This window comes from Sulfuriferula sp. GW1 (genome assembly GCF_047300855.1).
Classification (GTDB): Bacteria; Pseudomonadota; Gammaproteobacteria; order Burkholderiales; family Sulfuriferulaceae; genus Sulfuriferula.
The window spans coordinates 2834764-2858204 of record NZ_CP170197.1 but is presented as its reverse complement, the minus strand read 5'-3'; the positions used below and the strand labels follow the sequence as shown (position 1 = coordinate 2858204).

The 23441-nt window shown below is 54.5% G+C and carries 16 protein-coding genes; 9 read left to right on the top strand and 7 right to left on the bottom strand.

Features of this window, described 5'->3' with window-relative positions; translation table 11 throughout:
• Positions 1-26: 26 nt before the first annotated feature.
• The 4 genes from ACFDAU_RS14110 (at position 27) to ACFDAU_RS14095 (ending at position 3823) form a co-directional block, all read left to right on the top strand.
• The gene (locus ACFDAU_RS14110; protein ID WP_413437537.1) at positions 27-803 is read left to right on the top strand and encodes an N-acyl amino acid synthase FeeM domain-containing protein; all 777 of its coding nucleotides are present in this window, start codon (positions 27-29) and stop codon (positions 801-803) included.
• A gap of 52 nt (positions 804-855) precedes the next feature.
• On the top strand, positions 856-1713 hold the full coding sequence (locus tag ACFDAU_RS14105; RefSeq protein WP_413437536.1) for a ThiF family adenylyltransferase: 858 nt from the start codon (positions 856-858) through the stop codon (positions 1711-1713).
• 1 nt (position 1714) lies between these two features.
• Positions 1715-2824 (top strand): nitroreductase family protein, encoded by a 1110-nt coding sequence (locus ACFDAU_RS14100; RefSeq protein WP_413437535.1) that lies wholly within the window; start codon positions 1715-1717, stop codon positions 2822-2824.
• Positions 2825-3004: 180 nt separating this feature from the next.
• On the top strand, positions 3005-3823 hold the full coding sequence (locus tag ACFDAU_RS14095) for a PEP-CTERM sorting domain-containing protein (protein ID WP_413437534.1): 819 nt from the start codon (positions 3005-3007) through the stop codon (positions 3821-3823).
• A 391-nt stretch (positions 3824-4214) separates the two neighbouring features.
• Here the strand turns inward: ACFDAU_RS14095 and prsT (ACFDAU_RS14090) are convergent, their stop codons facing one another.
• The 7 genes from prsT (ACFDAU_RS14090) to ACFDAU_RS14060 all read right to left on the bottom strand — a co-directional run bounded on the left by prsT (ACFDAU_RS14090) (position 4215) and on the right by ACFDAU_RS14060 (position 18181).
• Complete coding sequence (gene prsT, locus ACFDAU_RS14090) at positions 4215-7004, bottom strand: XrtA/PEP-CTERM system TPR-repeat protein PrsT (RefSeq protein ID WP_413437533.1); 2790 nt, start codon at positions 7002-7004, stop codon at positions 4215-4217.
• A 35-nt stretch (positions 7005-7039) separates the two neighbouring features.
• Positions 7040-9823, bottom strand: coding sequence for an XrtA/PEP-CTERM system TPR-repeat protein PrsT (gene prsT / locus ACFDAU_RS14085; RefSeq protein WP_413437531.1), 2784 nt, complete (start codon positions 9821-9823; stop codon positions 7040-7042).
• A 246-nt stretch (positions 9824-10069) separates the two neighbouring features.
• Positions 10070-11422, bottom strand: a complete 1353-nt coding sequence (gene prsR, locus ACFDAU_RS14080) for a PEP-CTERM-box response regulator transcription factor (RefSeq protein WP_413437530.1) — start codon at positions 11420-11422, stop codon at positions 10070-10072.
• On the bottom strand, positions 11419-13524 hold the full coding sequence (prsK, locus tag ACFDAU_RS14075; protein ID WP_413437529.1) for an XrtA/PEP-CTERM system histidine kinase PrsK: 2106 nt from the start codon (positions 13522-13524) through the stop codon (positions 11419-11421). Before prsK ends, prsR begins: the two co-directional genes overlap by 4 nt.
• Before the next feature lie 18 nt (positions 13525-13542).
• Complete coding sequence (locus ACFDAU_RS14070) at positions 13543-14889, bottom strand: TIGR03013 family XrtA/PEP-CTERM system glycosyltransferase (protein WP_413437528.1); 1347 nt, start codon at positions 14887-14889, stop codon at positions 13543-13545.
• A gap of 320 nt (positions 14890-15209) precedes the next feature.
• Positions 15210-15830 (bottom strand): hypothetical protein, encoded by a 621-nt coding sequence (locus ACFDAU_RS14065; protein WP_413437527.1) that lies wholly within the window; start codon positions 15828-15830, stop codon positions 15210-15212.
• A gap of 5 nt (positions 15831-15835) precedes the next feature.
• Positions 15836-18181, bottom strand: a complete 2346-nt coding sequence (locus tag ACFDAU_RS14060) for a penicillin-binding protein 1A (protein ID WP_413437526.1) — start codon at positions 18179-18181, stop codon at positions 15836-15838.
• A 208-nt stretch (positions 18182-18389) separates the two neighbouring features.
• Between ACFDAU_RS14060 and ACFDAU_RS14055 the strand changes: the two genes are divergently transcribed.
• Genes ACFDAU_RS14055 through pilQ form a run of 5 tightly spaced genes read left to right on the top strand, consistent with a single transcriptional unit; the run spans position 18390 to position 23395 of the window.
• Complete coding sequence (locus tag ACFDAU_RS14055) at positions 18390-19466, top strand: pilus assembly protein PilM (RefSeq protein ID WP_413437525.1); 1077 nt, start codon at positions 18390-18392, stop codon at positions 19464-19466.
• Positions 19463-20047 carry a PilN domain-containing protein gene (locus tag ACFDAU_RS14050; protein WP_413437524.1) on the top strand — a complete coding sequence of 195 codons (585 nt, stop codon included), beginning with the start codon at positions 19463-19465 and terminating at the stop codon, positions 20045-20047. Before ACFDAU_RS14055 ends, ACFDAU_RS14050 begins: the two co-directional genes overlap by 4 nt.
• Positions 20044-20667: a type 4a pilus biogenesis protein PilO gene (locus tag ACFDAU_RS14045; RefSeq protein WP_413437523.1), complete on the top strand. Its 624-nt coding sequence runs from the start codon at positions 20044-20046 to the stop codon at positions 20665-20667. Before ACFDAU_RS14050 ends, ACFDAU_RS14045 begins: the two co-directional genes overlap by 4 nt.
• The gene (locus ACFDAU_RS14040) at positions 20664-21167 is read left to right on the top strand and encodes a pilus assembly protein PilP (RefSeq protein ID WP_413437522.1); all 504 of its coding nucleotides are present in this window, start codon (positions 20664-20666) and stop codon (positions 21165-21167) included. Before ACFDAU_RS14045 ends, ACFDAU_RS14040 begins: the two co-directional genes overlap by 4 nt.
• A gap of 14 nt (positions 21168-21181) precedes the next feature.
• On the top strand, positions 21182-23395 hold the full coding sequence (gene pilQ, locus ACFDAU_RS14035) for a type IV pilus secretin PilQ (protein ID WP_413437521.1): 2214 nt from the start codon (positions 21182-21184) through the stop codon (positions 23393-23395).
• Positions 23396-23441: the final 46 nt, after the last annotated feature.

Sequence of the window (23441 nt, the reverse complement as noted above, 5' to 3'; positions counted from 1 at the left end):
TTGTAGTGGGTCTCACAGGTAGTAAAATGATGACTATTCAACGCAGAAAACCGGCAGACGAGTGGTCCAAGACCATTGTGGAGTTTCAGTCCCCCCATAAGCTGAGGGAATTGTGCATTCCGCAAAGCGGTGAGCAAGTTAGCACACAAAATGTCGCGCTTGAACAGCAAAAATTCAAGATTCGGTTGGCGGCCAGCGAGGATAGAGTCCAATCAGCCAGCCTGTTAATTCAAAAAATGTATTCCTGGCGTGGTTATCAAACCAGCGAGATCGGCCATGACCCGAATCGCATCACGCTACTTGCATTCGATAAAGATAAGATTGTAGGGACGCTCACCTTGGGCCTGGATTCCCCGGTTGGATTGCTGGTGGATGAGCTTTACAAACCGGAAGTGGATAGTCTGCGCGCCCAAGGACGGCGTGTATGCGAAATCATCAAGCTTGCCTTGGATGAGGGCCTGGGTTCCAAGCCCGTTCTCGCTGCGCTGTTTCATATCTCCTTCATCTATGGTCATAATATCCATCATGGAACTGATTTTGTGATCGAGGTGAATCCTCGTCATGTGGGATTTTATCGGCGCATGTTGGGCTTTGAGCTGTTGGGCGAGGAGCGCCTATGCAGTCGCGTCAATGCACCGGCAGTGCTGTTGCGCCTGGATTTGTCCTATGCCAGGCAGCAGATCGAAGAGCTGGGGGGGTTGACGCACAAGCCGCCAGGCGAAAAATCCTTGTACCCGTATGGATTTTCACAGCAGGATGAAGAGGGAATCACCCAGCGCCTGCTGCACGGAACCCATAGCTGACACCCGGACGGGCGCGCTTTATACTCCCCCTGTTACCCAACGGGTTCTGGCTATGTCCGGTTTCTCCTATCAAACTGCATTTTCACGCAATATCGGCTGGCTTACTCTTGATGAACAGCAGCGTCTGCGGCACAAGCGCGTGGCTATTGCCGGCATGGGAGGGGTTGGTGGTTTCCATCTGTTGACCCTTGCTCGTCTAGGAATAGAGAAGTTCAATATAGCCGACCTCGACACATTCGAGCTTGCCAACTTCAATCGTCAGACCGGCGCCGGCATGAGCAGCCTGGAACGCCCAAAAGTTGAAGTCCTGGCCGAAATGGTGCGAGACATCAACCCCGAATCCGACCTGGCCATTTACCCGCAAGGCGTGAACGAGGGCAATCTCCAGGCTTTCTTTCAGGACGTGGATCTCTATATCGACGGCCTCGACTTCTTCGCTTTCGATGCGCGCGAGCGGGTTTTTGCCCATTGCGCCCAACACGGCATCCCGGCGGTCACCGTCGCCCCCCTCGGCATGAGCGCCGCGCTGCTCAACTTCCTGCCCGGCGGCATGAGCTTCGAAGACTACTTCCAACTGGATGGCCGGCCTGAACTGGAAAAAGCCTTGCGTTTTCTGGTCGGCCTTGCCCCTGCCCTGCTGCACCGCCATTACCTGGCGGACAAGACCCGTGTCAATCTCAAGGAACGTCGCGGTCCCTCCACCATCATGGCCTGCCAGCTCTGTGCCGGCGTGGCTGCCACTGAAGCCCTCAAGATATTGCTCGGACGCGGCAAGGTCTGGGCGGCACCCCACGGCATCCAGTTCGATGGCTACCGCAACAAGCTGGCGCATACCTGGCGGCCAGGCGGCAATCGCCATCCTTTTAACCGGCTGGCCATTGCCATCGCCCGTCATCAACTGGGAATCTAGGATGAATGCCATTGCGCAACACCTCGAACGCATCCTGGATCTGGCGCGCTGGGCACCCAGCGGCGACAATACGCAACCGTGGCGTTTCGAGATTCTCGGCGACGAACACATTCTGGTACACGGTCTCGATACCCGCGACCATGTGGTTTATGACCTGGATGGTCACGCCAGCCAGCTGGCCATCGGTGCGCTGCTGGAAACCATGGTCATCGCCGCCAGCGCTACGGGGCGCTCAGCCACCATCCAGCGTCGGCCCGACACGCCGGAAACCCACTTGCTGTTCGATGTACGCTTCCGGCCAGAAGCGGGCATGACGCCCGATCCCCTGCTGCCCTGCATTGAAGCGCGCGTGGTCCAGCGCCGCCCCATGTCCACCCGGCCCCTGAGCGCCGAGCAAAAACAGGCCCTCTCCGGTTCCTTACCTGAGGGCTATTCCGTGGTCTGGTACGAAGGCTTGGCCCAGCGTTGGCGCCTGGCCAAGTTTATGTTCGACAACGCCAAGGTGCGCCTCACCATCCCCGAAGCCTACGCGGTGCACAAGTCCATCATCGAATGGGACGCCCAATTCAGCACCGACAAGGTTCCGGGCCAGGCGGTTGGCGTAGACCCGCTGACCGCACGCTTCATGCGCTGGGCCATGGTCAGTTGGGGGCGTGTCGGTTTTTTTAACACCTATCTTTTGGGACACCTGCCGCCTCGGCTGCAGATGGACCTGCTTCCCGGCTTGCGCTGTGGCGCCCACTTCGCTCTGATTGCCCCCGCGCCGCTCATTTCCGTGGATGACTACATCGCCGCCGGCCGCGCCATGCAGCGCTTCTGGCTGACTGCGACCCGCCTAGGCTGGTTGATCCAGCCGGAGATGACGCCGGTGATCTTTACACGCTACCACCGCCAGGGCTTGACTTTTACCCGGACGCAAGCCGCGTTGGCGCAGGTGAAGCGGTTGAATGAACGCTTGGGTTGCTTGCTCGGAGCCGGGCAGGTCGAGCGGGTGTTCTTCATGGGACGAACCGGGGCGGGGCCTAGGCCTTGGGCGAGATCGACGCGTAAGGGAGTGGAGGAGTTACTGGTGGGTGAGGGGACTCATGAAAGGTTGGGTTCTATTGACTAAAGTAATTGCGTGTTCAGATGTCGGTTTTTTTTACACGCAATACAAGGAAATTGACTGTATTTTTTATAACACTATGATTATTATGAAAATATAATAATTGGCACAGACCATGCTTATGCTATCTTGCCAAATCAACAATATTGGCAACTTTGCCAGTAATTATATGTTCAGGAGATTATTATGAAACTCAAAAAAATTGTTTTAAGTGTTGCGGCGGCGGGGCTGTTCTCGGCATTCACAGTACCTGCGCAAGCAGCAGTACTTGATGCATGGCAAATGGTTATTAATGGCGATACCTACGCCAACATCGGGCGCCTATCACTAACGGGCGGCAGCTCGGCGATTGAGCAGGAAGTGAACGGTACTGGTTCCGTCTTTGTCGGTGCAAGGTTTGCGGAGACGGGTTCTATCTACAACATTTCATATGTACAGAATAATGTAGTTGGTTCGGGTGATTATGTTTCTCCTACATCGCCGTTATTACTTTTGGCCGCCGCCGATCAGCTCCAGTTCAACTTCACGAATGTCATGGGGCATGTGACTAGTTTGAATGCTGATGGCAGCTTCAACTTTGTGTTCGACAGCGGGAGCTTCGGTGCGCAACTCTACAATAGCCCCTTCAGCCCCCAAGCAACCGGCATTCTCAACGGTATTGGCGGCAATTTGAATGGCACCACGGGCTTTGCTGGAAAGAATGGTCAATCGGTTTCTGACATTATCCTGACCAGCCTGTTAAACGGCTTCCAGCTTAAAGATAGCACGGGCACTGCCCTTGACCTGAACAAAATCCTGTTTGAGGCTCAAACGAATAACTCAGTCGCGGCAGTTACCGGCACAGGTACATGTAGCTTTGACGGTGGTGCGAGCTGTGCGAGTTTCGTGGTCAACTCCAATGGTGATGCATACCTGACCACGGTACCCGAGCCCGCTTCGCTTGCCTTGCTGGGTATTGGTTTGGTGGGAATGGGTTTTGCCAGCCGTCGTCGCGCCAAGAAATAAGTGACGTCAGGGAACGGAGGCATGAACAAATAGCTTTTTCCCAGCAAAATATTTAAAGCCCCAGAGAGACCTGGGGCTTTTTTTATTGGTGCCTCAACACAGTACATATTGACGCGGCATCAGGATATACAGCCTACCAAGTCAGCGCTGAGGCGCTACTGGCTCAGGAATCTGCCAGAAACCCCCACACACCCAGAAATGAAGATTGAGTGCCAAACGTGCAAGGTATTGACCGACAGCCGCCTTGTCAGTCGTCGTTTCTTGGGCGAATCCCTGATGTGACGCAGCTGCCTGACACCATCCATGCTTTGCCCCACTGTGCAATTTCTTCCATCGCGTAGCATGGATGGCCGATCTATTTGAACTGACTTAGATGTGGAATCTAACTGCTTCAGAGGCTCTTGAGTAGGGTCCTGGCAGCCTCTGCCTCGGGGAATTTCGGGGCATCGACGAGCAGTTTCTCGAGTTCTTTCCGAGCTTGTGGCTTATCTCCGGTGCGGGCCAAAGCGACGGCATAGTGGTAGCGTATGGAGGCAGTTTTGGAGGTCTGTATGGCCTTGCGCAGAAGTCCCAAGCCCTGTGGCGCTTGCCCCTGTTGCACAAGTATCCAGCCCAGTGTGTCCTGAACGGCCGCGTTGTCAGGGGCGAGTTTCAGGGCCTGCTCGGCGGTTGCCCGGGCGCGGCTGTCGTTCTCGCGCTGATATAGGCTGGCGAGGTTGTTGAGAACGACGACGTTATTTGGGGCCTGTCGCTGGATTTCTTGGTATTGGGCAATGGCGTCCTTATCCCGACCGCGGAACATATAGTACGAGGCGGCATAGGCGCGTACAGCATTGTCACCCGGGTGTTGTTTGAGCCAATCGTTTAGGCGTGTCTCGGCTGGTTTAACATTGCCAGCCTGAAACTGGGCACTCAACAGCTTGATAAGTCCGGTTGAACCGGCGCCCTTAGTCAGCGCCTGCTCATAAGCCTTGATTGCTTGAGGCAGGTGTTTCTGGGCAAGCTGAATATCGGCTTCACGGTCGTAACCCACCGGTGATTCGGGGTGCAGCGTTTGAATTTGCCGGGCAATCTGCAAGGCAGCATCGAGTTTGTTTTCGGTAACATTCAGACGGAGCAACGTGTCCAAAGTTTGCAGGTGGTCCGGTTTAAGTTGCAGGGCTTTCTGCAAGGTAGCACGAGCATCCGTCATATTTTTATTGGCGATTTGGGCAAGGGCCAAACGCAGATAGGCATCAGGCGATTGCTCGGCTTTTGTCGTCAGCTTAGTGAAGGTGGTAATGGCGCTGGTTATATCATTGGTGGCCAGTTGTGTGGTGCCCAGCAAATTAAGTGCCTCGGGATTGTCCGGGTTGGCGTTGGACACTTCTTTGGCGAGGGCCAAGGCTTTCTGGGGTTCTTTTTTGGCCAGGTAATACTGGACGAGTAGGGCACGGGGCGGGATAGCTTCTGGGTGTGCTTTGGCCGCTTTTTCCAGCCAATCGACATATTCCTTTTCCTGTTTGTTGATGGAGGCCAGTTCGGCCAAGGCCATCATGGCTTGCAAGTTATTCTTGTCTACCTTGAGGATGCCCTCAAAACGATTGCGTGCGGCGGCGGGGTTATTCGCTTGCAGATCAAGTTGCGCCAGATTGGCGGCGGCGGGGAAGAAATCTGGTTTGATTGCCAGCGCCTGCTCGAAACTATTACGCGCCTTATCTAGATCTTTTTTTCCTACATAAGCACCCCCGCGGAAATTGTAGATGAGAGGATTGTTGGGTTGTTTTTTGTCCAGATCAGCGATGGCCAGCAACGCGCGGTCATATTGTTTTTCGCGCAGTAGTGTCATGATCAACAGTGTGTCTGCTGTGCGTGCACCGGTACCTGTGCCAGTATCCAGCGCAGCGGCGGATTCCAGGTCGGCCAAGGCACGCGCTGTTTCGCCACTCGCGAGGAGACTCACACCCAAGCCGGTACGAATAGAAGCATTTTTTGGATCAATCGAAGCGGCTTTCTCCAGCAGTTGACTGGCTTTTGTGTATTCCTTGTTGTGCAAATAAATACCACCTACAAGTTCCAGTAACTGCGGGTCGCTGGATTGATCCGGATGAAGTGGCTGCAAGGTGGCCAGCGCCAGGTTGTCCTGACCGAGCTTGACTTGTGTGGCAGCGAGCAGTTTGCGTGCATATGCGCTGCCGGGTGCTTTTTCGAGGACTTTTTCGAGTTGGTTGGCGGCTTGTTCGTACGAGCCTTGTGCATAGTTCACGGCACCTGATAGCAACAGAGTAGGGGTGTGATCTGGAGCGATTTGCAATGCTTCCTGCAGGGCATCGCGCGCCTCTGAGTATTTTTGCTGTTTAAAGGACAATAAGGCTTGTGTGTATTTGGAAAGCAGCGATTTCGGCGCTATTTTGCGTATTTTCTCGATATCAGTTCGAGCGGGATCCAATTGCCCAAGTGTGACATTGATGATGGCGCGGTTTTGTAGTGCTTCCAGATTACCCGGTTCGGTTTTCAGCGCGTTGGTATAAGCGGTCAGTGCACCTTGCGAATTTTTATTGAATTGTTCCAGATCGCCAATAAATATCCAGGTCTTGGCCTGTTTGTCATTGATCTTGAGAGCGGTATCGAGCAAGGCTTTCGCTTTGCTCATTTCTTTATTCGCTACGGCGCATTGCGCCAGCCCCCAATAAGTCGGTGGATTGCTCGTATCGGTATCGAGCGATTGCTGAAACAGGTTGCACGCCTCTTGCAATTTACCCGTTTTAAGCAAAGCCTCGCCGCGCATTTGATAAATGCGCCCCAGGTTTGGTTTGGAGGTTGTGTCGCCGGGTTGAATTTCGGCCAGTACTTGATCGTATTTTCCCATCAGCAACAAGGCTTCGCCTAGAAGAGGTTTGATGGTTTCCTGGTTTACACCCAGTTTTTGAGCTTTTTGAAGTTCGTTTTCAGCTTCCGCACCCATGCCGGATTTTAGGTACATTTCTCCGAGTAGCAGCCTGGCTTGCGGGCTGTTGGGATTTTTCTGCAGTGCATTTTTCAGTTCAATCACGCCTGTCTTTAGGTCGCCTTTGTCCTCAAAATCCTTGGCGCGCTGGATGAGTTGCTGCTCGGTCAGGTTGGCGTTATGGTCGCAGCCTTGCAGGGTGGACGTGGCCAATAATGCAAGAATCAAAGCCGACTGGAGTGGTTTAAGTAACATGTTCGTTCCCTGAAAAGATTCTTGAATCTCAGTAGTTAATTTGCCTTGCCTTGCAGTTGCTTAAGTAGCGTACGCGCCTCAGTCTCGTGTGAAAATGCGGCACCACTGGCGAGCAGGCGTTCAAGTTCACTACGTGCACGAGCAGTGTCGCCGGATTTTGCCAGTGCCTGGATGTAGTGGTACTCGATCTCAGTGTTGTCAGGTGACTTTGACAACGCCTGCTGGAATAGTTGTATGGCGCGCCCGGTTTGTCCTCGATTCATCAATATTTCGGCCAGAGTATCCATAACGGCGGTATTGTCGGGGGCAAGCTTGTAGGCGCGTTCGGCATAATCCAATGCTCTTGTGTCGCCGGCGCGCTGCAGGCTCCATGCGTAGTTGTTGAGGATCAAAATGTTGCTGGGGGATTTTTCCAGCAATGTGGCGTAATTGGTATTGGCCAGTGCATAGTTGCCACGTTCCATGGCGTTCTGCGCCAAATAGGCGCGGCTAGCGGCATCATCGGGGTGCGCCTTGAGCCAGCCAAGCAGCCCGGCATCCGCCTCAGCAGCTTTGCCGGACAGCACTTTGGCGTTGTGGAGTTTAACGGCCAGCGGACCACTGTTTTGCAGGTGCCAGGCGGTTTCATATTTTTGCAGTGCCAGTGCGGGCTGTTTTTGCATCAACTGGGTATCGCCTTCCAGCACCCAACCAACAGGGGCGCGCGGCAGTTGCTGCTGTACCTTGTGTGCCATCTGGATGGCCTGATCGTAGTGTTTGTCCTGAATGTCGAGGGCAATCAGGGCGGTCTGGGCATCAAGGAAATCAGGTTTGATCTGGAGTGCACGATTGAGCGCAGCGCGCGCTTTGTCGGTTTGTTTGAGTGCCAGCTGTGCCTGGGCGATCCGAACCTGAGCCGCGGGGGATTGCGGCGCCATTTCGGCCAGTTTCTGGAAGCTGGCGAGAGCGTTGTCCTTATCGCCAGCCGCCAGTTGGGCATTGCCGAGCATATCCAGTGCGTCCGGGCTGCCGGGATTGGCGGTACGGGCTTCTCTGGCCAGCACCAGAGCTTTGGAGAAGTCGTTTTTACGCAGGTAGTAATCGGCCAGCAGCAGACGCGGCTGCAGCGCATTGGGTGCCGTCCTGACAGCCCGTTCCAGCCAGCTCAGGTAATCCTTTTCCTGCCCTGCCCGGGCGGATAGCTGGGCCAGCGCCAGCATCGCTTGGGTGTTGTTGGCATCGTGCTGGAGCAGCGTCTCGAAGCGCTTGCGTGCGGCGGCTGGGCTGTTTGCCTGCAGGTCGAGTTGCGCAAGATTGGCAGCAGCCGGAAAAAAATCCGGTTTGATTGCCAGCGCCTGCTCGAAACTCTTGCGTGCGTTGCCCAGGTCTTTTTTGCCCAGATATGCGCCGCCACGCAAATTGTAGGTGATCGGATTGTTGGGCTGTTTTTTGTCCAGATCGGCGATGGCTTGCAGGGCGCGGTCGTATTTTTTGTCACGCATCAGCGTCAGGATCAGCAGCGTGCCGGCTTTGTGCGCGCCGGCTCCAGTATCCAGGGTTGCGGCGGATTCGAGGTCGGCCAGCGCTCGGTCGGTGTCGCCGCTGGCGAGACGGCTCACGCCTAACCCGGTGCGGATTGCGGCGCTCTTGGGGTCGATGGAGGCGGCTTTTTCCAGAAGCTGGTTGGCTTTGGTGAAATTATTGGTGTGCAGGTAGAGGTCACCGGCCAGCGCCAGCAGCTGGGGGTCGTTCGACTCCTCCGGTTTGAGTGGCTGCAAGGTTACCAGTGCCTGCGCACTCTGGCCCAGTTTGGCCTGGGTGGCGGCCAGCAACTTGCGCGCATAGGCGTTGGCAGGCGCTTTTTCCAGCACCTTGCCGAGCTGGCTCGCAGCTTGTTCGTAGGAGCCCTGCGCATAGTTGACTGCGGCAGACAGCAGCAGTGCAGGCGGGTATTCTGGCGCAGATTTCAACACCTCCTGCAAGTTGTCTCGCGCCGCGTCGAGCTTGCCACCACGGAAATCCACCAGCGCCTGCATATAACGCACGGAAAGGTTGTTGGGACCGAGTTTGCGCGCCGCTTCGATTTCCTGCTGGGCTTCAGCCAATTTATTACTCGCCAGATAAATGGAGGCAATGCTGAGATGGGCGGCGGAGTTGGTTGGATCGCTTTTGATCGCCTCGCGGTAGGCAACGAGCGCGGCTTCGGGCTGGTTTTTCAGGCGCAGCAGATCCGCTTTCATCTGCCTGGCGCCCCGATCCGTGGGCGCCAGCTTCAAGGCGTTCTCGATTTCGCCGAGGGCGCTATCCAGGCTGCCTTTGGCGGCGGCGATGCGTGCCAGCCCCAAATGCGCCGAAGCGGAATTGGGTGCCGCTTTAAGAGCTTCGTTGAACAGTTTGCCGGCTTTGTCAGGTTCATTCAGACCCAATTCGGCGTTGCCGCGGGCGACGAGGATCTGCGCCTGGAGCGGCCCGGAAGCACCCTGAGGCAGGGTGATTTCCTCAATCACCCGCTGGAAAGCACCTTGTCCCTGCAGCGCTTCGGCCAGCGCAACCACTACCTTGTCCGGGGAATACCCGGCGTCGCGTGCGCGCCGCAGCTCTTTTTCCGCCGAGGCGTAATTGCCGCTGCGGTTATAGGCAATACCCAGCAGATAGCGTGCCTCGGCATTTTTGTCATCTTTTTGCAGGACGTTCTTGAGCTGAATGATGGCGGCTTTGTCGTCGCCCTGTGCTTGTAATTGTTTGGCCTCGGACAGATATTTTGAAGCGGAATCGCCGCAAGCTGCTGTAGCGAATAGGGTCAGCAGCAATGCAATATGTAGGCGGGATATAGAGGGCACGTCAGTCTCCTGGGATATTATTTTTTTTAATTATTGGTGGGTATCATGGTGGCCGGATGCAGAAATTGTCTGAATAATGCAGGCAAATCAGCCGGTCTCAGTAGTGTTGTGGTAAGACAAGGCGCATAAATAACAACAGCAAGTCCAGCCGCAACATATCCATGTTTCCCTTTAAAATTTGAAGATCATGCTACCACGCCGCAACTAATGGCGTTATCGGCCATGTGGTTGATGGTCACGGAAAATTTATTTCAGGCCACAACGGTTGATCAAGTCATACAAGGTAGGCCGGCTAACGCCCAAAAGCTCCGCAGCCTGCACGATATTGCCATTGGTACGCCCCAGGGCGCGGATCACAGCACGCCGATCGGCTTCTTCACGCACCTGGCGCAGGTTGAGCGGTTCGGATTCGGCACTACCAGCTTTCAGGCCCAGATCCTGGGCGGTGATCTGCGTGCCCTCCGCCATGATGACCGCGCGCTTGATGACATTTTCCATTTCGCGTACGTTTCCTGGCCAGGGGTAGGCTTCGATGGTTTCAATGGCGTCGGCTGTGAAGCCTTTCAGGGTGCGGTTTTGCTGAGTGCTGAATTTTTCCAGGAAGGCGTGGGCGAGCAAGGCGGCGTCGCCCTGACGCTCCCGTAGCGGGGGGATTGTCACGCTGATTTCACTCAGGCGGTAGTATAAGTCCTGGCGGAAGCTGCCGGCCTGGATCAGGTTTTCAAGATTCTGGTGGGTGGCCCCGATCACCCGCACATCAACCGGGATTTCGCCACGGCCGCCCAGGCGCTCGATGACGCGCTCCTGCAGGAAACGCAATAACTTGGCCTGCAGAGGTTGCGGCAAGTCGCCGATTTCATCGAGGAACAGGGTGCCTTTGCTGGCGTATTCAATTTTTCCGATAGTCTGTTTGGCAGCTCCGGTGAATGCGCCTTTTTCGTAGCCGAACAGCTCGGATTCAAGCAAGGCCTCGGGTATGGCTGCGCAGTTGATGGCGACAAAACGTTCACTGGCCCGGTTGGAGAGCCGGTGCAGAGCGCGTGCCAGGACCTCCTTGCCGGTACCGGATTCACCCAGCAGCAATACGGTTGCGTCGGAGGGAGCGACTTTTTCCACGGTACGGCATACGCGGACCATGCCAGGTGCGCTGGTGATAATGCCGTGCATGACTTCGCCAGGCCTTTGTTGCTGGAGCACGCGGTTCTCTTGCTCCAGACCGTGCACGCGAAATGCGCGCGCAATGATCATGTCCAGAATTTGCGGATCGAATGGCTTCTGGTAAAAATCATAGGCGCCCAGGCTGATGGCTTTGACGGCATTTGCGCGATCCTGATTGCCCGTTACCACGATTACCTTGGTGGAAGGCGCGATGGCTACGATTTGTTGCAAAGTGGCGAGTCCTTCCTCGGCACTGTCGGGAAACGGTGGCAGGCCGAGATCGAGCAATACCACTGCCGGCTCGAAGCGACGAATCTGATTGAGCGCGGCTTCACGGTCGGCCGCCAGTTGTATGTCATACCCATCCAGGCTCCAGCGTAGCTGCTTTTGCAACCCGGGGTCGTCCTCGACTACGAGTAGTGTGGGTTTGTTATCGCTCACGCGATTTCTCCTTGAGTCAAATTGCCTGTTTCCCGCCGCGTGTTTTCTGCGGGGATATGGATGCTGAAAGTAGTCCCCTGCCCGGGTTTACTGGTCACGTCGATTCTGCCGCCCAGTTCGAGAATGTATTCGCGGCATTCGTAGGCGCCAATGCCCATGCCGGAGCCTTTGGTGGAATCGAACGGGCGGAACAGGCGTTCGCGGATGAAGGTATCATCCATACCGCAACCGGTATCGGTGATGTCTATCACTGCATCGTCGTCCTGGCGCGACAGCTGCACCTCAATATGGCCATCGTAGGGGGTGGCTTCCAGCGCATTTTGCAGGATGTGGCCGAGCACGCGTTTGAGGCGCTCATGATCGGCATTGACTTCGATGGAAGCGGCTTCCATCTGCAGCACGGGCTTGAGCCGATAGACATGTTTCTCGCCGATAATTTCGGCAAGCAGTCGGCCCAGTTCGATTTTTTGGTCGATCAGCGCCACCGGCTGACTGCCCTTGAGCTGTTGCAGCAGACGATCCATGCGCGTTACCGAGCTTTCCACAGTGCTGATCATGTCGTCCACGAACTCCGGGTTGTGCCTGTATTTACCGGCATTGGACACCAGAAGGGATTGCTGTGCGATGAGGTTTTTCAGGTCGTGCACGACAAATGCCGCCATGCGGTTGAACGATTCGAACTGGCGCGCTACGGTAAGGGCCTCCGCAGCCTCCATCTGGGCCAGGTTGGCGGCGGCTTGGCGCGCAGCGGTCTTGACCAGATCGCTCACTTCCCAGTTGAATGGAATTTTTCCCAGGGAGTGACCGATAATCATGAATCCGATCAGTTTGTCGCGCACCAGTAGTGGCGCTAGCAGCCAGGCATCTGGGATGGCGTTGATCCAGGCAGGCAGCTGCAGGCCTTCGTAGAGCTCGGGCTGGCTGCGATATTCATCCAGATTGATTACCCATTCGCGCTGGGTAAGAAATTCCGCCAGGGCGCCATCGACAGGTTCCTCGCCATCGGCGTGGTGCAGGTTCCAGCTAACTATGCGGGTGAAACGATGGGGTTCGCGCGTTAGCCACAAGGCGCCCGACTGGCTTTCCACCAATCCCGCAACGGCCTGGATGGCGCGCGTGCATAGCTGTTCGCCAGGATCACCCTGCGACAGGATGCGGGTGAAATTGAGCCATTCATCGCGATAGTCGTAGGTGTAACTGAAAAAATGCTTGCTCATAAATACCCGCACCCGTGCCCGCAGCGTGCCGGAAAATAGAATGGACAGCAGGATCACGAATGCGCCGAACAGGAATGCAGCCTGCAGGATACTGCTCCATTCTCCGCCAAAGGTGCGGATGTAATAGCCTGCGCCTGCCATGATCAGCAGGTATACGCCTGCACCGAGCAAGGCCGCCGTATGGAAAAACAGTCGTCTGGATACGGTGACGCGCAGATCCCAGTTGGGATTGCGTTTGGCGGAAATGGCAATCAGCGGCACCGACAATGCATTCACAATTCCGCGTCCAGCCCAGATTTCCGCATCAATATGTTGAAACAGCATGGCGTCGGAGTATAGGTAAAAGTCATAGACCAGCATGCCGCCAAGACCAAAGCACAGGTATTTGATGCCCCAGCGGTCCTCGCTGCGGGTACTGCGGAATAGCTGTTCTACCAAAGCCATGCCAAGCACTGCCAGGATGACCCGGCTTACTGCCCCACCGAGTAGTGTATCCAGAACCGGTAGACCAACGAGGTCCGGAAAAATACTCAACGAATCCGCCACGATACGTACTATTAGCAGCGTGCAGTATGCCAGCATGACATAGCCGGCCACGCGCAGAATGGACATGGTTTTAGACTGCATGCCCTGGCGCTGGCTCACCAGGTCAAGAAGGAAATACAGCCATGCGGCATCTCGCAACAGTTCGGTAATTGCGGTGAGCGAAGAGATGTGCTGGCCATGGTAGGCATCCAGCGCTGCGAGCCCGGCCCACAATGCGCTTACCAGGCTGGCAGCCATGAACATGCCGGTGCGATTGGCGCCGCGCCTCGATACCGCCATCGCGCTCAGCGCTACAAACGCAACCGATGCAAAACCGTAGCTGATCAGGGTGGCATTCATAGGGCGGCAGCGGCGGGTTTACTGACCTTTGCCCCAGAGTACAACCTGTACTGTCTGCAACAGGACCATCATGTCAAGAAACAGGGTGTGGTTTTTGACATAGTACAAATCATATTGCAGCTTTTCCACCGCATCCTCAACGCTGGCGCCATACGCGTAGCATACCTGCGCCCAGCCGGTAATGCCGGGTTTGACGGTATGACGGCTATTGTAATAGGGAATCTGCCGGGTCAGTTCCTCGACGAAATAAGGACGCTCAGGCCGCGGGCCAACAAAGCTCATATGTCCCATGAATACGTTGAATAGTTGCGGCAATTCATCCAGACGCACGCGTCGAATAAAACGTCCGGTACGTGTGGTGCGATCGTCATCCTTGTTCGCCCAACGTGGTTTGCCGTCTTGTTCTGCATCGGGACGCATGCTGCGGAATTTCAAGATGGTGAATGGCTTGCCATGCTGGCCTACGCGTTCCTGACGATAGAGAACCGGGCCGCCGCTTTCCAGATAAATTGCCAGTGCAGTCAGCGCCATGGCGGGCAGTGAAATCAGCATGATGACGAGACTCACCACCAGATCGAAAATGCGTTTGATGGTGTCGCGCGCGAGTCCCTGCTTGAAGCCTTCGGACAGGATGATCCAGCTGGCGTTAAGTGATTCCAGTTGCAGTTGACCATTTTCGCGCTCGAAAAATGAGGACAGCTCAATGACATTGATGCCGCGCAACTTGCATTCCAGTAGCTCGCTCACCGGCAAGCCGCCATCGCGACGGTCGCGTACCGCAATGACGATTTCATGGATATTGTATTTGGTGACGATTTCGCCGAGGCTGGCGGTGTCATGCAATACGCGCGCATGCTCTACATAATGGTGGTTGCCCTGCAGGGGGAGATAACCCACTACTAGCAGACTGCGGGCTGATGACATTGACTTGATCAGCTGATCCACCTTGGCAGCACGGCTGCCACTTCCCAGCACCAGGACACGTTTCTTGAAGGTGTCGAGATTAGACCATTTAACGAATGCAATGCGGGTAAGCGTTACACCAATCAGGGCAAACAGCAGAGAAAACAGGAATGCGCCGCGACCCAGCAACATATCCGGGAACAAATAAAACAGCAGGCTCATGACCACGAAACCCATTGCGAAACTGGCAATCATGCGGACTGCAACGGCGCGTGCACCCGCCATCCATTCGCCGCTGTACATGCCGAATACAGTCATGATCAACATCATCACCAGCGCAAACGAGCCGGCTTTGGGGAGTATCGGGCCGAGTGAAGAAGGCAGGTCGCCGCTGCTCTCGATGAAACGCACTGAGATGCCTAGATAGATCGAAGCCACCATGACGGCAAGGTCCAGCCCCATTATTAATATCAGATGGGCGGGTATGTAATGTCTGAAAAATCGAATCATGTTGTACTTGTCACCTTTGGGTTGTCCCGTTTCTATTGTGAGGTGCCGATTGTTTATTGGTTATATTGTTTTTTTCAGAATGGTTATGCAGGATGCGTGCCAGCTGTAAAAACTGGCGTATTGTTTTGCCCTGGCACGGTGTTCTGGAAACCCAAACAATTCCCATCGGGGCAAGAGTCTAGCGGTCTGGCGTCGTGATCTCAACTGTATGTCGGATTTCTTGACATGATTTGCGAGTGGACGCCTGAATACATGGAGTGCCCAATATCGGGCTATTCAATGGCAGGTAAGGCGGGCGTTACGTCGTCTAACAGTGCCTGTACTTGTGACAATTTGGCGCGTTTGGGCGTACGGCCGTCAGCTTGACCGCGGGGCACACTACGCAACTCGTCTTCAGGATAAATGGCGATTTCCACATCTGCTGTATCCAGGCTAAGTGTGAAGCTGGGGATGTTTTTTGCCCCCCCCTGCCGGTGTATCTGACGTTGACCCTGTTTGAAGGGGATATTGCGCTGCATTAGATACAGCTCGAATTCTTTTTCGTTGTCGGTAAAGAGCTGCAAATTAATATCGGAGTGCGGTCCGGCCGTGCCATTGAGCACCGAACCGGTTAAATAAGGATGATAGTCGGTGAGCATGCGCATGGTATCCAGCGCGACTTTACGCAACTCGCGCAATCGCGCCGGGTGAGATTCGCTATGGTAGAGCGCCTGGTACGATTTGAGCGCCAGCTCGATTTCCTGATTGCCAGGCAAGTTATAGCCATCTTCCACGCCCAGCTGCCGCGCAGCCTTGCGTTTGGCCAGCCCGTAATCCTGAATGCCGTGCTCAGCCATCAACTGCGCAGCAAGTTGCGCCAGGCGCTCACGCAACTGATTGCGTCGACTATTCATGATGTCTAAAACACCGGACTGGAGTCAGGTTGTGGGGTGTCCGGTTGAGGGGTCTCCGGTGTAGCGGGCACCGCCTCGGGAATGGCAGGGACGGTGGTGAGCACGGGTACGGTCTCCTGATAAAAATATTCGTTGTAGCCCGTTTCGCCGTTCGCGGCTGGCAGACCTGTGAGGGGATTGATGGTGGCGGTGACAATGCCACTGGGCACCGCGTAACCGGTTTGTGGCACATCACGCAATACCGTTCCCATGTATTTCATCCAGATCGGCAGTGCGGCCTGGGCCCCGGTTTCGCCTCTGCCGAGAGTGCGCGGTTGGTCAAAGCCGATCCAGGCAACACCCACTACACTGGATTGATAGCCGGTAAACCATGCATCGAACTGGTCGTTGGTGGTGCCTGTTTTACCCGCCAGATCGCTGCGCCCCAGCTGCATGGCGCGTGCGGCAGTGCCACGCCGCACTACACTTTGCATCAAACTGGTCATGATAAATGCATTGCGCGGGTCGATCACCTGACGCGGTTTTTCCGGCACGGTCTGGCTTAGGATTCGCCCTTGCTGATCTACAACGCGGGTAATCAGGTAGGGGGTGGCTAACCTGCCGCCATTGGCAAACGCGGTATAGCCCCTCGCCATCTGCAGTGGCGTGACCGAACCGGCGCCGAGCGCCAGAGTGAGATAAGGGGGCTGGCGCGCAGGGTCGAAACCGAAACGTTTTGCGTAGTCGCGCGCGTAATTAGGACCGATCGCCTGCAGGATTCGAATGGTAGGCAGGTTCAGGGATTTGGTCAGCGCCTGACGCACGCTGACTATGCCGGAATAGGTATCTTCGTAGTCTTTTGGAGACCACTCCACGCCGCCGGCCTGCGCAGCCGGGATTGTAAGAGGCGCATCATCCACCAGCGTGGCGGCTGTAAAGCCTTTTTCCAGTGCAGCAGAGTAAATGAAAGGTTTGAAGCTTGAGCCGGGCTGGCGCCATGCCTGGGTAACATGGTTGAACTTATTAAGGTTGTAGTCGAAACCGCCGACCAGTGACAGAATCGCACCGGTTTTCGGGTCGATAGAGATAAATGCGGCCTCTACAGTGGGTATCTGAACAATCCGCCACGCGCCAGTCTTGCTATCTTTCTCAACCCGGATCAATGCCCCGCGCCGGATATCAAGCTTGGCCGGGAGGCCGCCCGTAAGTGCACGCTGGGCAAATTTGAGTCCGGAGCCGGTGATGGTAATCATGCCGGAATCCTTGCTGTAAGCGCGTACCTGTTTGGGCTTCGCTTCCAGCACCACAGCGGGTTGCAAATTATGGACGACAACTGAATTCTGCAAGGCGTCATCCAGCGTAGCTTCGATATTCTGATCGTCTGCAGGTATCTGGACAAATCCCTCCACACCGCGATAGCCGTGGCGTTGATCGTAATCCATTACGCCCTGCCACAACGCCTGGTCGGCGGCATCCTGATCGCGTTTACGTATTGTCGTATAGACCTTCATTCCGCTGGTGTAGATGGCATCCTGGTAGCGATCGTACATGGCCTGCCGCACCATCTCGGCTACATAATCTGCGCTGACGTTTTTTGTACTCAGCGGTCCGCTGCGGATCACCAGATGCTGGTTTTTGGCTTGCTCGTATTGGGCGTCATCAATGTATTTGAGTACATGCATACGGTTAAGTACGTATAACTGACGCTGACGCGCACGCTCGAAGTTGACCACCGGGTTGTAGCGTGACGGCGCCTTGGGCAATCCGGCCAGCATCGCCGCCTCGGCAATAGTGACTTTCTGCAATGGTTTGCCGAAATAAGCATAGGAGGCGGCGCCAAAACCATAGGCACGCTGACCAAGGTAAATCTGATTGATATACAGAGTGAGAATCTGATCCTTGGACAAGGCGTGCTCAATCTTGATTGAGAGCAGCGCTTCGTTCAATTTACGTGCGAAAGTTTTTTCGCGAGTCAGAAAGAAATTTCGTGCCACCTGCATGGTGATGGTGGAAGCGCCTTCTTTGGCGCCGCCCGACATCACGTTACTTAGCGCGGCGCGCAAAATGCCCAAGGTATCCACACCGCCGTGCTGATAAAAACGCTCATCTTCTGCAGCCAGAATGGCTTGCGGGACAAAATGAGGGATATTGGAAAGGCTGACCACGGCGCGCCGCTCCTCCCCGAATTCGGCAATCAGAGAATTATCCGCTGTGTAGACCCGCATCGGGACTTTGGGACGGTAATCGGTAAGGCTATCCAGGCTGGGTAAGTTGGGATAAATCAATACTGCAGCAAGGACTCCCAAAGCGGCAATAAGCAGAAAAAAAGTAACCAGTGCAGCAATGAGATAGTGCCAACGGGATTTGAACATTTTGGGATCAGTAAAAAATCTTGGGTGAGGAATCTAAAGTTCCCGACATTATAGGCGTTATCAGTAGGCAAGTTAAAACACGCTTGTTGTGACAATGGTTTGGATTGCGGAAAGCGTAAAAACCTTTACAGCATATAAACTTGTTGTTAGCATTTAACGTGAATTGTGTATTTAGTTCCTAACTATTACATTAAAAAAGGGATTTCCATTGCAGTTCGATTTCTTCAAAGCGAAGTCTCCCCCTCTGATTGGCGTTGATATCAGCACCAGCGCCATCAAGATGGTGGAAGTCAGCGATGCAGGGAGGGGTCTGTATCGTATCGAGCGCTATACGATCGAGCCATTGCCCAAAGATGCTGTGGTCGATGGGAATATCGCCAAGCTTGACGAAGTGGCGGATGCTATCCGGCGCGCCTGGAAAGACATGGGTAGCCGCGCAAAACATGTTGCGCTTGCGCTGCCCGCTGCTGCAGTCATTACCAAGAAAATTATCCTACCCGCCGACCTGCCCGAGCAAGAACTGGAATCGCAGGTTGAGGCAGAAGCCAACCAGTCCATTCCGTTCGCGCTGGATGAGGTGAACCTGGATTTCCAGATACTGGGTTCTGCGCCGAATAATCCGGGCGAGGTGGAGGTGTTGCTCGCCGCCAGCCGCAAGGAAAAGGTAGAAGATCGCGTGGCCGCAGCTGAAGCTGCCGGGCTAAAAGTGCTAGTAATGGATATGGAATCCAATGCCAGCCAGACAGCGTACGAAGCCATGACGCACATGTTGCCCGACGAGGGGCGCGGGCAAACTGTTGCGCTGATTGATATCGGTGCGGCAATCATGCATATCATGGTATTTGTGGATGGACAAATGATGTACCAGCGTGAGCAATCGTTTGGTGGTAATCAGCTGACACAGGAAATCCAGCGCCGCTACGGCATGTCAATAGAAGAAGCAGAAAAAGCCAAACGCGGCGGTAACTTGCCGGAAAGCTATGAGCCAGAAGTGCTGGAGCCATTTACCGATACGGTAGCGCTGGAAATCAGCCGCGCGTTGCAGTTATTCTTTACTTCCACACCGTATAGCAAAGTTGATCACATAGTGCTTGCAGGCGGTTGTGCAGCCATCCCCGGTCTGGATGAAAAGGTTGCCGGACGTACCCAGGCCAGTACCATGGTCGCCAATCCATTTGCCAATATGGCTGTTTCAAACAAAGTACAGCCGGGTCGGCTTGCGCTCGATGCGCCTGCACTGATAGTTGCCTGCGGGCTGGCGATGAGGAGGTTTGACCCAGCATGATACGCATCAACCTTCTCCCGCATCGTGAAGTCAAGCGCGCGGCACGCCAACGGCAGTTCAATCTGTTGCTGGGGGCGGTCGCCCTGTTTGGTATCGCCATCGTTATTTTGGGCTATCTGGCGCTGGATGCTCGCCAACAGACCCAGGCAAAACGTAATGAATATTTGAAAGCCGAAATCGCCAAACTCGACAAGGATATTGTTGAGATCAAGGGGCTCAAGGAGCAGACGCAGTCGTTGCTTGCCCGAAAGCAAGCGGTAGAGACTTTGCAAACCAACAGATCCAACGAGGTGCATTTGCTTGACCAGTTGGTGCGGCTATTGCCAGAGGGACTGTACCTGAAATCCATCAAGCAGACCGGCAATACCATCAATCTGCAAGGGTATGCCCAGTCCAGTGCGCGCGTTTCCAGCCTGATGCGCAATCTGGAGTCATCGCCTTGGCTGGAATCGCCGGCATTGATTGAAATTCATGCTGCAACCGTACAAGGTTTGCGCGCCAATGAATTCAACCTCAATGTGCAGCAGAAACAGCCACAGGGCAGCGCCGATGTCCAAGAAAAAAATGGCGGTAAATCATGACCCTAGATGACCTGAATAATCTCAGTCTGAAGGATCTTGCCAATGCGCAGATGAGCGTCAAGGCAACTCTTCTGGCGGTGCTGTTTGTGGCGATTGTTTTCGCCGGCTACTGGTTTGGCTGGAGTGGGCAACTCGATGCATTAAATACTGCCAAGCAGGAAGAGATGTCCCTGCGCGATACTTACATGAACAAAAAGCGTCAGGCTATTAACCTTGACGCTTACAAACAGCAGCTCAAGGACATAGAGCGTTCGTTCGGCGCGCTCCTCAAACAGTTACCCAACAAGTCCGAGATGGATGCGCTGCTGACCGACATTAACCAGGCAGGGCTGGGACGTGGCCTGCAATTTGAGTTATTCAAGCCAGGCACAGAAAAAATCGGCGATTTCTACGCAGAATTGCCAATCAGCGTGCGCCTTACCGGCAGTTATCATGATCTTGGCGCCTTTGCCAGCGACATCGCGCAACTGCCGCGTATTGTTACCTTGCATGATATTGAAATCAGTCCGGAAAAAGACGGTGCCTTATCCATGAATGCCGTCGTGAAAACCTATCGTTATCTGGACGATGACGAAATTGCGGCGCAAAAAAAAGGCGCCAAGGGAGCAGCTAAAAAATGAAACGGCTCGTTTCCATTATCCTGTTATTAAGCCTCGCCGCATGCGGCGGTAGTGGCTATGAAGACCTGGAGCAGTTTGTCAAAAACTCGGGCAACAATCTGCGCGGCAAGGTTGATCCATTGCCTGAGGTCAAGCCTTATCAGCCGTTTACCTATGCGGCATTTGACCTTCCCGACCCGTTCAAGCCACGCAAGCTCAAGCTGTCTCAAGGTGGCGGCGGACTGCAGCCGGATATGAATCGTCCCAAAGAGCCGCTCGAAGCCTACGCATTGGAAAGCCTGAAAATGGTGGGCGTACTCAAGCAAAAAGGCCAGACATTTGCAATTATCAAGGCGCCGGACAATGCAATTTACCGGGTTCATAGCGGCAACCACATGGGACAAAATTTTGGTCTGGTTACCGCAGTGAATGACACCACCGTGAAAATAAAAGAAATCGTGCAGGACAGCGCAGGCGACTGGGCAGAGCGCGAAAGCAACCTTACCCTGCAGGAACAGTAAATATGAGGTCTACCATGAAAAACAAACTGGCTCATCTATACCAACAATTACTTGCATGTATCGCCGTTGCCTTATTCCTGGCCATGGGTATGCAGACAGTACGTGCCGCCGGAAGCGACGCCAATAGCGTCCAGTCACTTGATTATTCCACGCTGGAAGATGGCAAGCTTCTGATTAAGGTGGGTTTAAAGCAGCCACTTAAAGCTAGTCCGGCCGGCTTTGCCATTAACAATCCGCCGCGTGTCGTGCTTGATCTGGCCGGTGCCAGCAATGGCCTAGGTAAAAATACCGTCAATGTCGGACAGGGTGCCCTGCGTAATATCAATATCGTGCAAGCTGGAGACCGTACTCGCCTGGTGATGAACCTGTCCAAGGCTGCCCAGTACACCACACGCATTGAGGGTAATGATCTGTTCATTACCTTGCAGGCCTCCAATAATAAGATTACCAGTAATGAAACGCCGCGTTTCGCTGAAGGCGCGCCGAGCGCTGCGAAGCACAGCGTGCGCGATATTGATTTTCACCGTGGGTCAAGCGGAGAAGGGCGCATTGTAACGACCTTGTCCGACACCACCACCGGCATCGATATTCGCAAGCAGGGTCAACAACTGGTTGTGGATTTCCTTAATACTGACGTGCCGCGCAGCCTGCAACGCCGTCTTGATGTCAATGATTTCGCAACGCCAGTCAAATTTATTGAAACCCAGAGCAACGGTGGTAACGTGCGCATGATAGTGGAGCCCAAAGGCGACTACGAGTACTCCGCTTATCAGGCTGACAACCAGTTCACCATAGAAGTGCGTGCCAAACAGGAAGAATCCGGTAAAACCGGCTCAGGCAAGCCCAAGTATACCGGCGATAAACTCTCCCTGAACTTCCAGAACGTTGAGGTGCGCTCGGTGCTGCAAGTAATTGCGGATTTTACCGGTCTTAACATCATCACCAGTGACACGGTGAATGGCAACCTTACCCTGCGTCTGAAAGACGTGCCCTGGGATCAGGCACTCGATATCATCATGCAAAGCAAAGGTCTGGACAAGCGCGTCAATGGTAATGTGATCTGGATTGCGCCCAAGGATGAGCTGGTTGCCAAAGAAAAAGCCGAACTGGAGTCGCGTCAGGCTACACAGGCACTGGAACCATTGGTAGTGCGCAGCTATGAGCTTAACTACATGCGTGCCGAGCAAGCTGCCCGGGTATTGCAAGGGCAAGCTGCGGCACCGGGCGATAACGGAGAAGATGTGTCATGTTCGGCGCAAGCACAAGGTGTCAAAGCAACTCCAGTGACAACTACGGCCGCACCAACTACGGTATCTGGTTCAGTTGGTGGTGTGAGCCGGATACTGTCCTCGCGCGGCAGCGCTTCGTCAGAGCCGCAAACAAATAGCCTGATAGTTAGCGACACGCCCAGCAAGCAGGACGAAGTACGCGAATTGCTCAAGTTGATCGATATCCCTGCCAAACAGGTGATGATCGAAGCGCGCGTGGTGGTGGCGGATGATGGGTTCAGCCGCCAGTTGGGCGTGCGTTTTGGTGTCCAGCATGGTCGGAAAGGCGATAGTGTGGGAGTCTCGAATAGCGCAGCTAACGCAGCGAGCGGGATAACCTCAGGCGTGAATGGTGCGGCGCCATTTAATGTGGATCTGCCTGCGATAACAGGCGGGGCTGCAGCCGGCACGCTGGGTTTGTCGCTGATTAATCTGGGCAGCGGCAATTTGGTAAGCCTCGAGTTGTCCGCCTTGGAAGCGGACAATCGCGGCAAGATTATCTCCAATCCGCGCGTAGTGACCTCCAACCAGAGACCTGCGGTCATCCTGCAAGGTACGCAGATTCCTTACATTACGCCGGGTACCGCGAACTCCCCACCTACTGTGACGTTTAAGGATGCTTTCTTGTGTCTGCTGGTTAATCCTCAGATACTCAACAATGATTCTGTGATCCTGAATGTTGAAGTGCAGAAAGATGCAGTGGGTGCGTCTACAGCAGGAAACCCGGCGATAGATACAAAACGGGTTAAAACACAGGTACGTTTGAAGAATGGTGAAACGGCGGTACTGGGTGGCATTTATGAGCAAAGCGTACGCACAGATGTAAACAAGGTGCCCTTGTTGGGAGATATTCCGGTATTCGGAAATCTGTTCAAAACGACGAACAAGCAAGATGGTAAAACCGAATTGCTGATTTTCCTCACGCCGCGCATTATTAAAGACAATATGGAATTGCGTTAAAACGCATTCATTAAAAAAGCGGGCATAGCCCGCTTTTTTTTCGTCT

What these genes read in the sequence shown, in the direction of transcription:
- ACFDAU_RS14110 (WP_413437537.1), top strand. Translation starts at nt 27, where the DNA reads ATGATGACTATTCAACGCAGAAAACCGGCAGACGAGTGGTCCAAGACC.
- ACFDAU_RS14105 (WP_413437536.1), top strand. Translation starts at nt 856, where the DNA reads ATGTCCGGTTTCTCCTATCAAACTGCATTTTCACGCAATATCGGCTGG.
- ACFDAU_RS14100 (WP_413437535.1), top strand. Translation starts at nt 1,715, where the DNA reads ATGAATGCCATTGCGCAACACCTCGAACGCATCCTGGATCTGGCGCGC.
- ACFDAU_RS14095 (WP_413437534.1), top strand. Translation starts at nt 3,005, where the DNA reads ATGAAACTCAAAAAAATTGTTTTAAGTGTTGCGGCGGCGGGGCTGTTC.
- prsT (WP_413437533.1), bottom strand. Translation starts at nt 7,004, where the DNA reads ATGTTACTTAAACCACTCCAGTCGGCTTTGATTCTTGCATTATTGGCC.
- prsK (WP_413437529.1), bottom strand. Translation starts at nt 13,524, where the DNA reads ATGAATGCCACCCTGATCAGCTACGGTTTTGCATCGGTTGCGTTTGTA.
- ACFDAU_RS14070 (WP_413437528.1), bottom strand. Translation starts at nt 14,889, where the DNA reads ATGGGGCTGGACCTTGCCGTCATGGTGGCTTCGATCTATCTAGGCATC.
- ACFDAU_RS14065 (WP_413437527.1), bottom strand. Translation starts at nt 15,830, where the DNA reads ATGAATAGTCGACGCAATCAGTTGCGTGAGCGCCTGGCGCAACTTGCT.
- ACFDAU_RS14060 (WP_413437526.1), bottom strand. Translation starts at nt 18,181, where the DNA reads ATGTTCAAATCCCGTTGGCACTATCTCATTGCTGCACTGGTTACTTTT.
- ACFDAU_RS14050 (WP_413437524.1), top strand. Translation starts at nt 19,463, where the DNA reads ATGATACGCATCAACCTTCTCCCGCATCGTGAAGTCAAGCGCGCGGCA.
- ACFDAU_RS14045 (WP_413437523.1), top strand. Translation starts at nt 20,044, where the DNA reads ATGACCCTAGATGACCTGAATAATCTCAGTCTGAAGGATCTTGCCAAT.
- ACFDAU_RS14040 (WP_413437522.1), top strand. Translation starts at nt 20,664, where the DNA reads ATGAAACGGCTCGTTTCCATTATCCTGTTATTAAGCCTCGCCGCATGC.
- pilQ (WP_413437521.1), top strand. Translation starts at nt 21,182, where the DNA reads ATGAAAAACAAACTGGCTCATCTATACCAACAATTACTTGCATGTATC.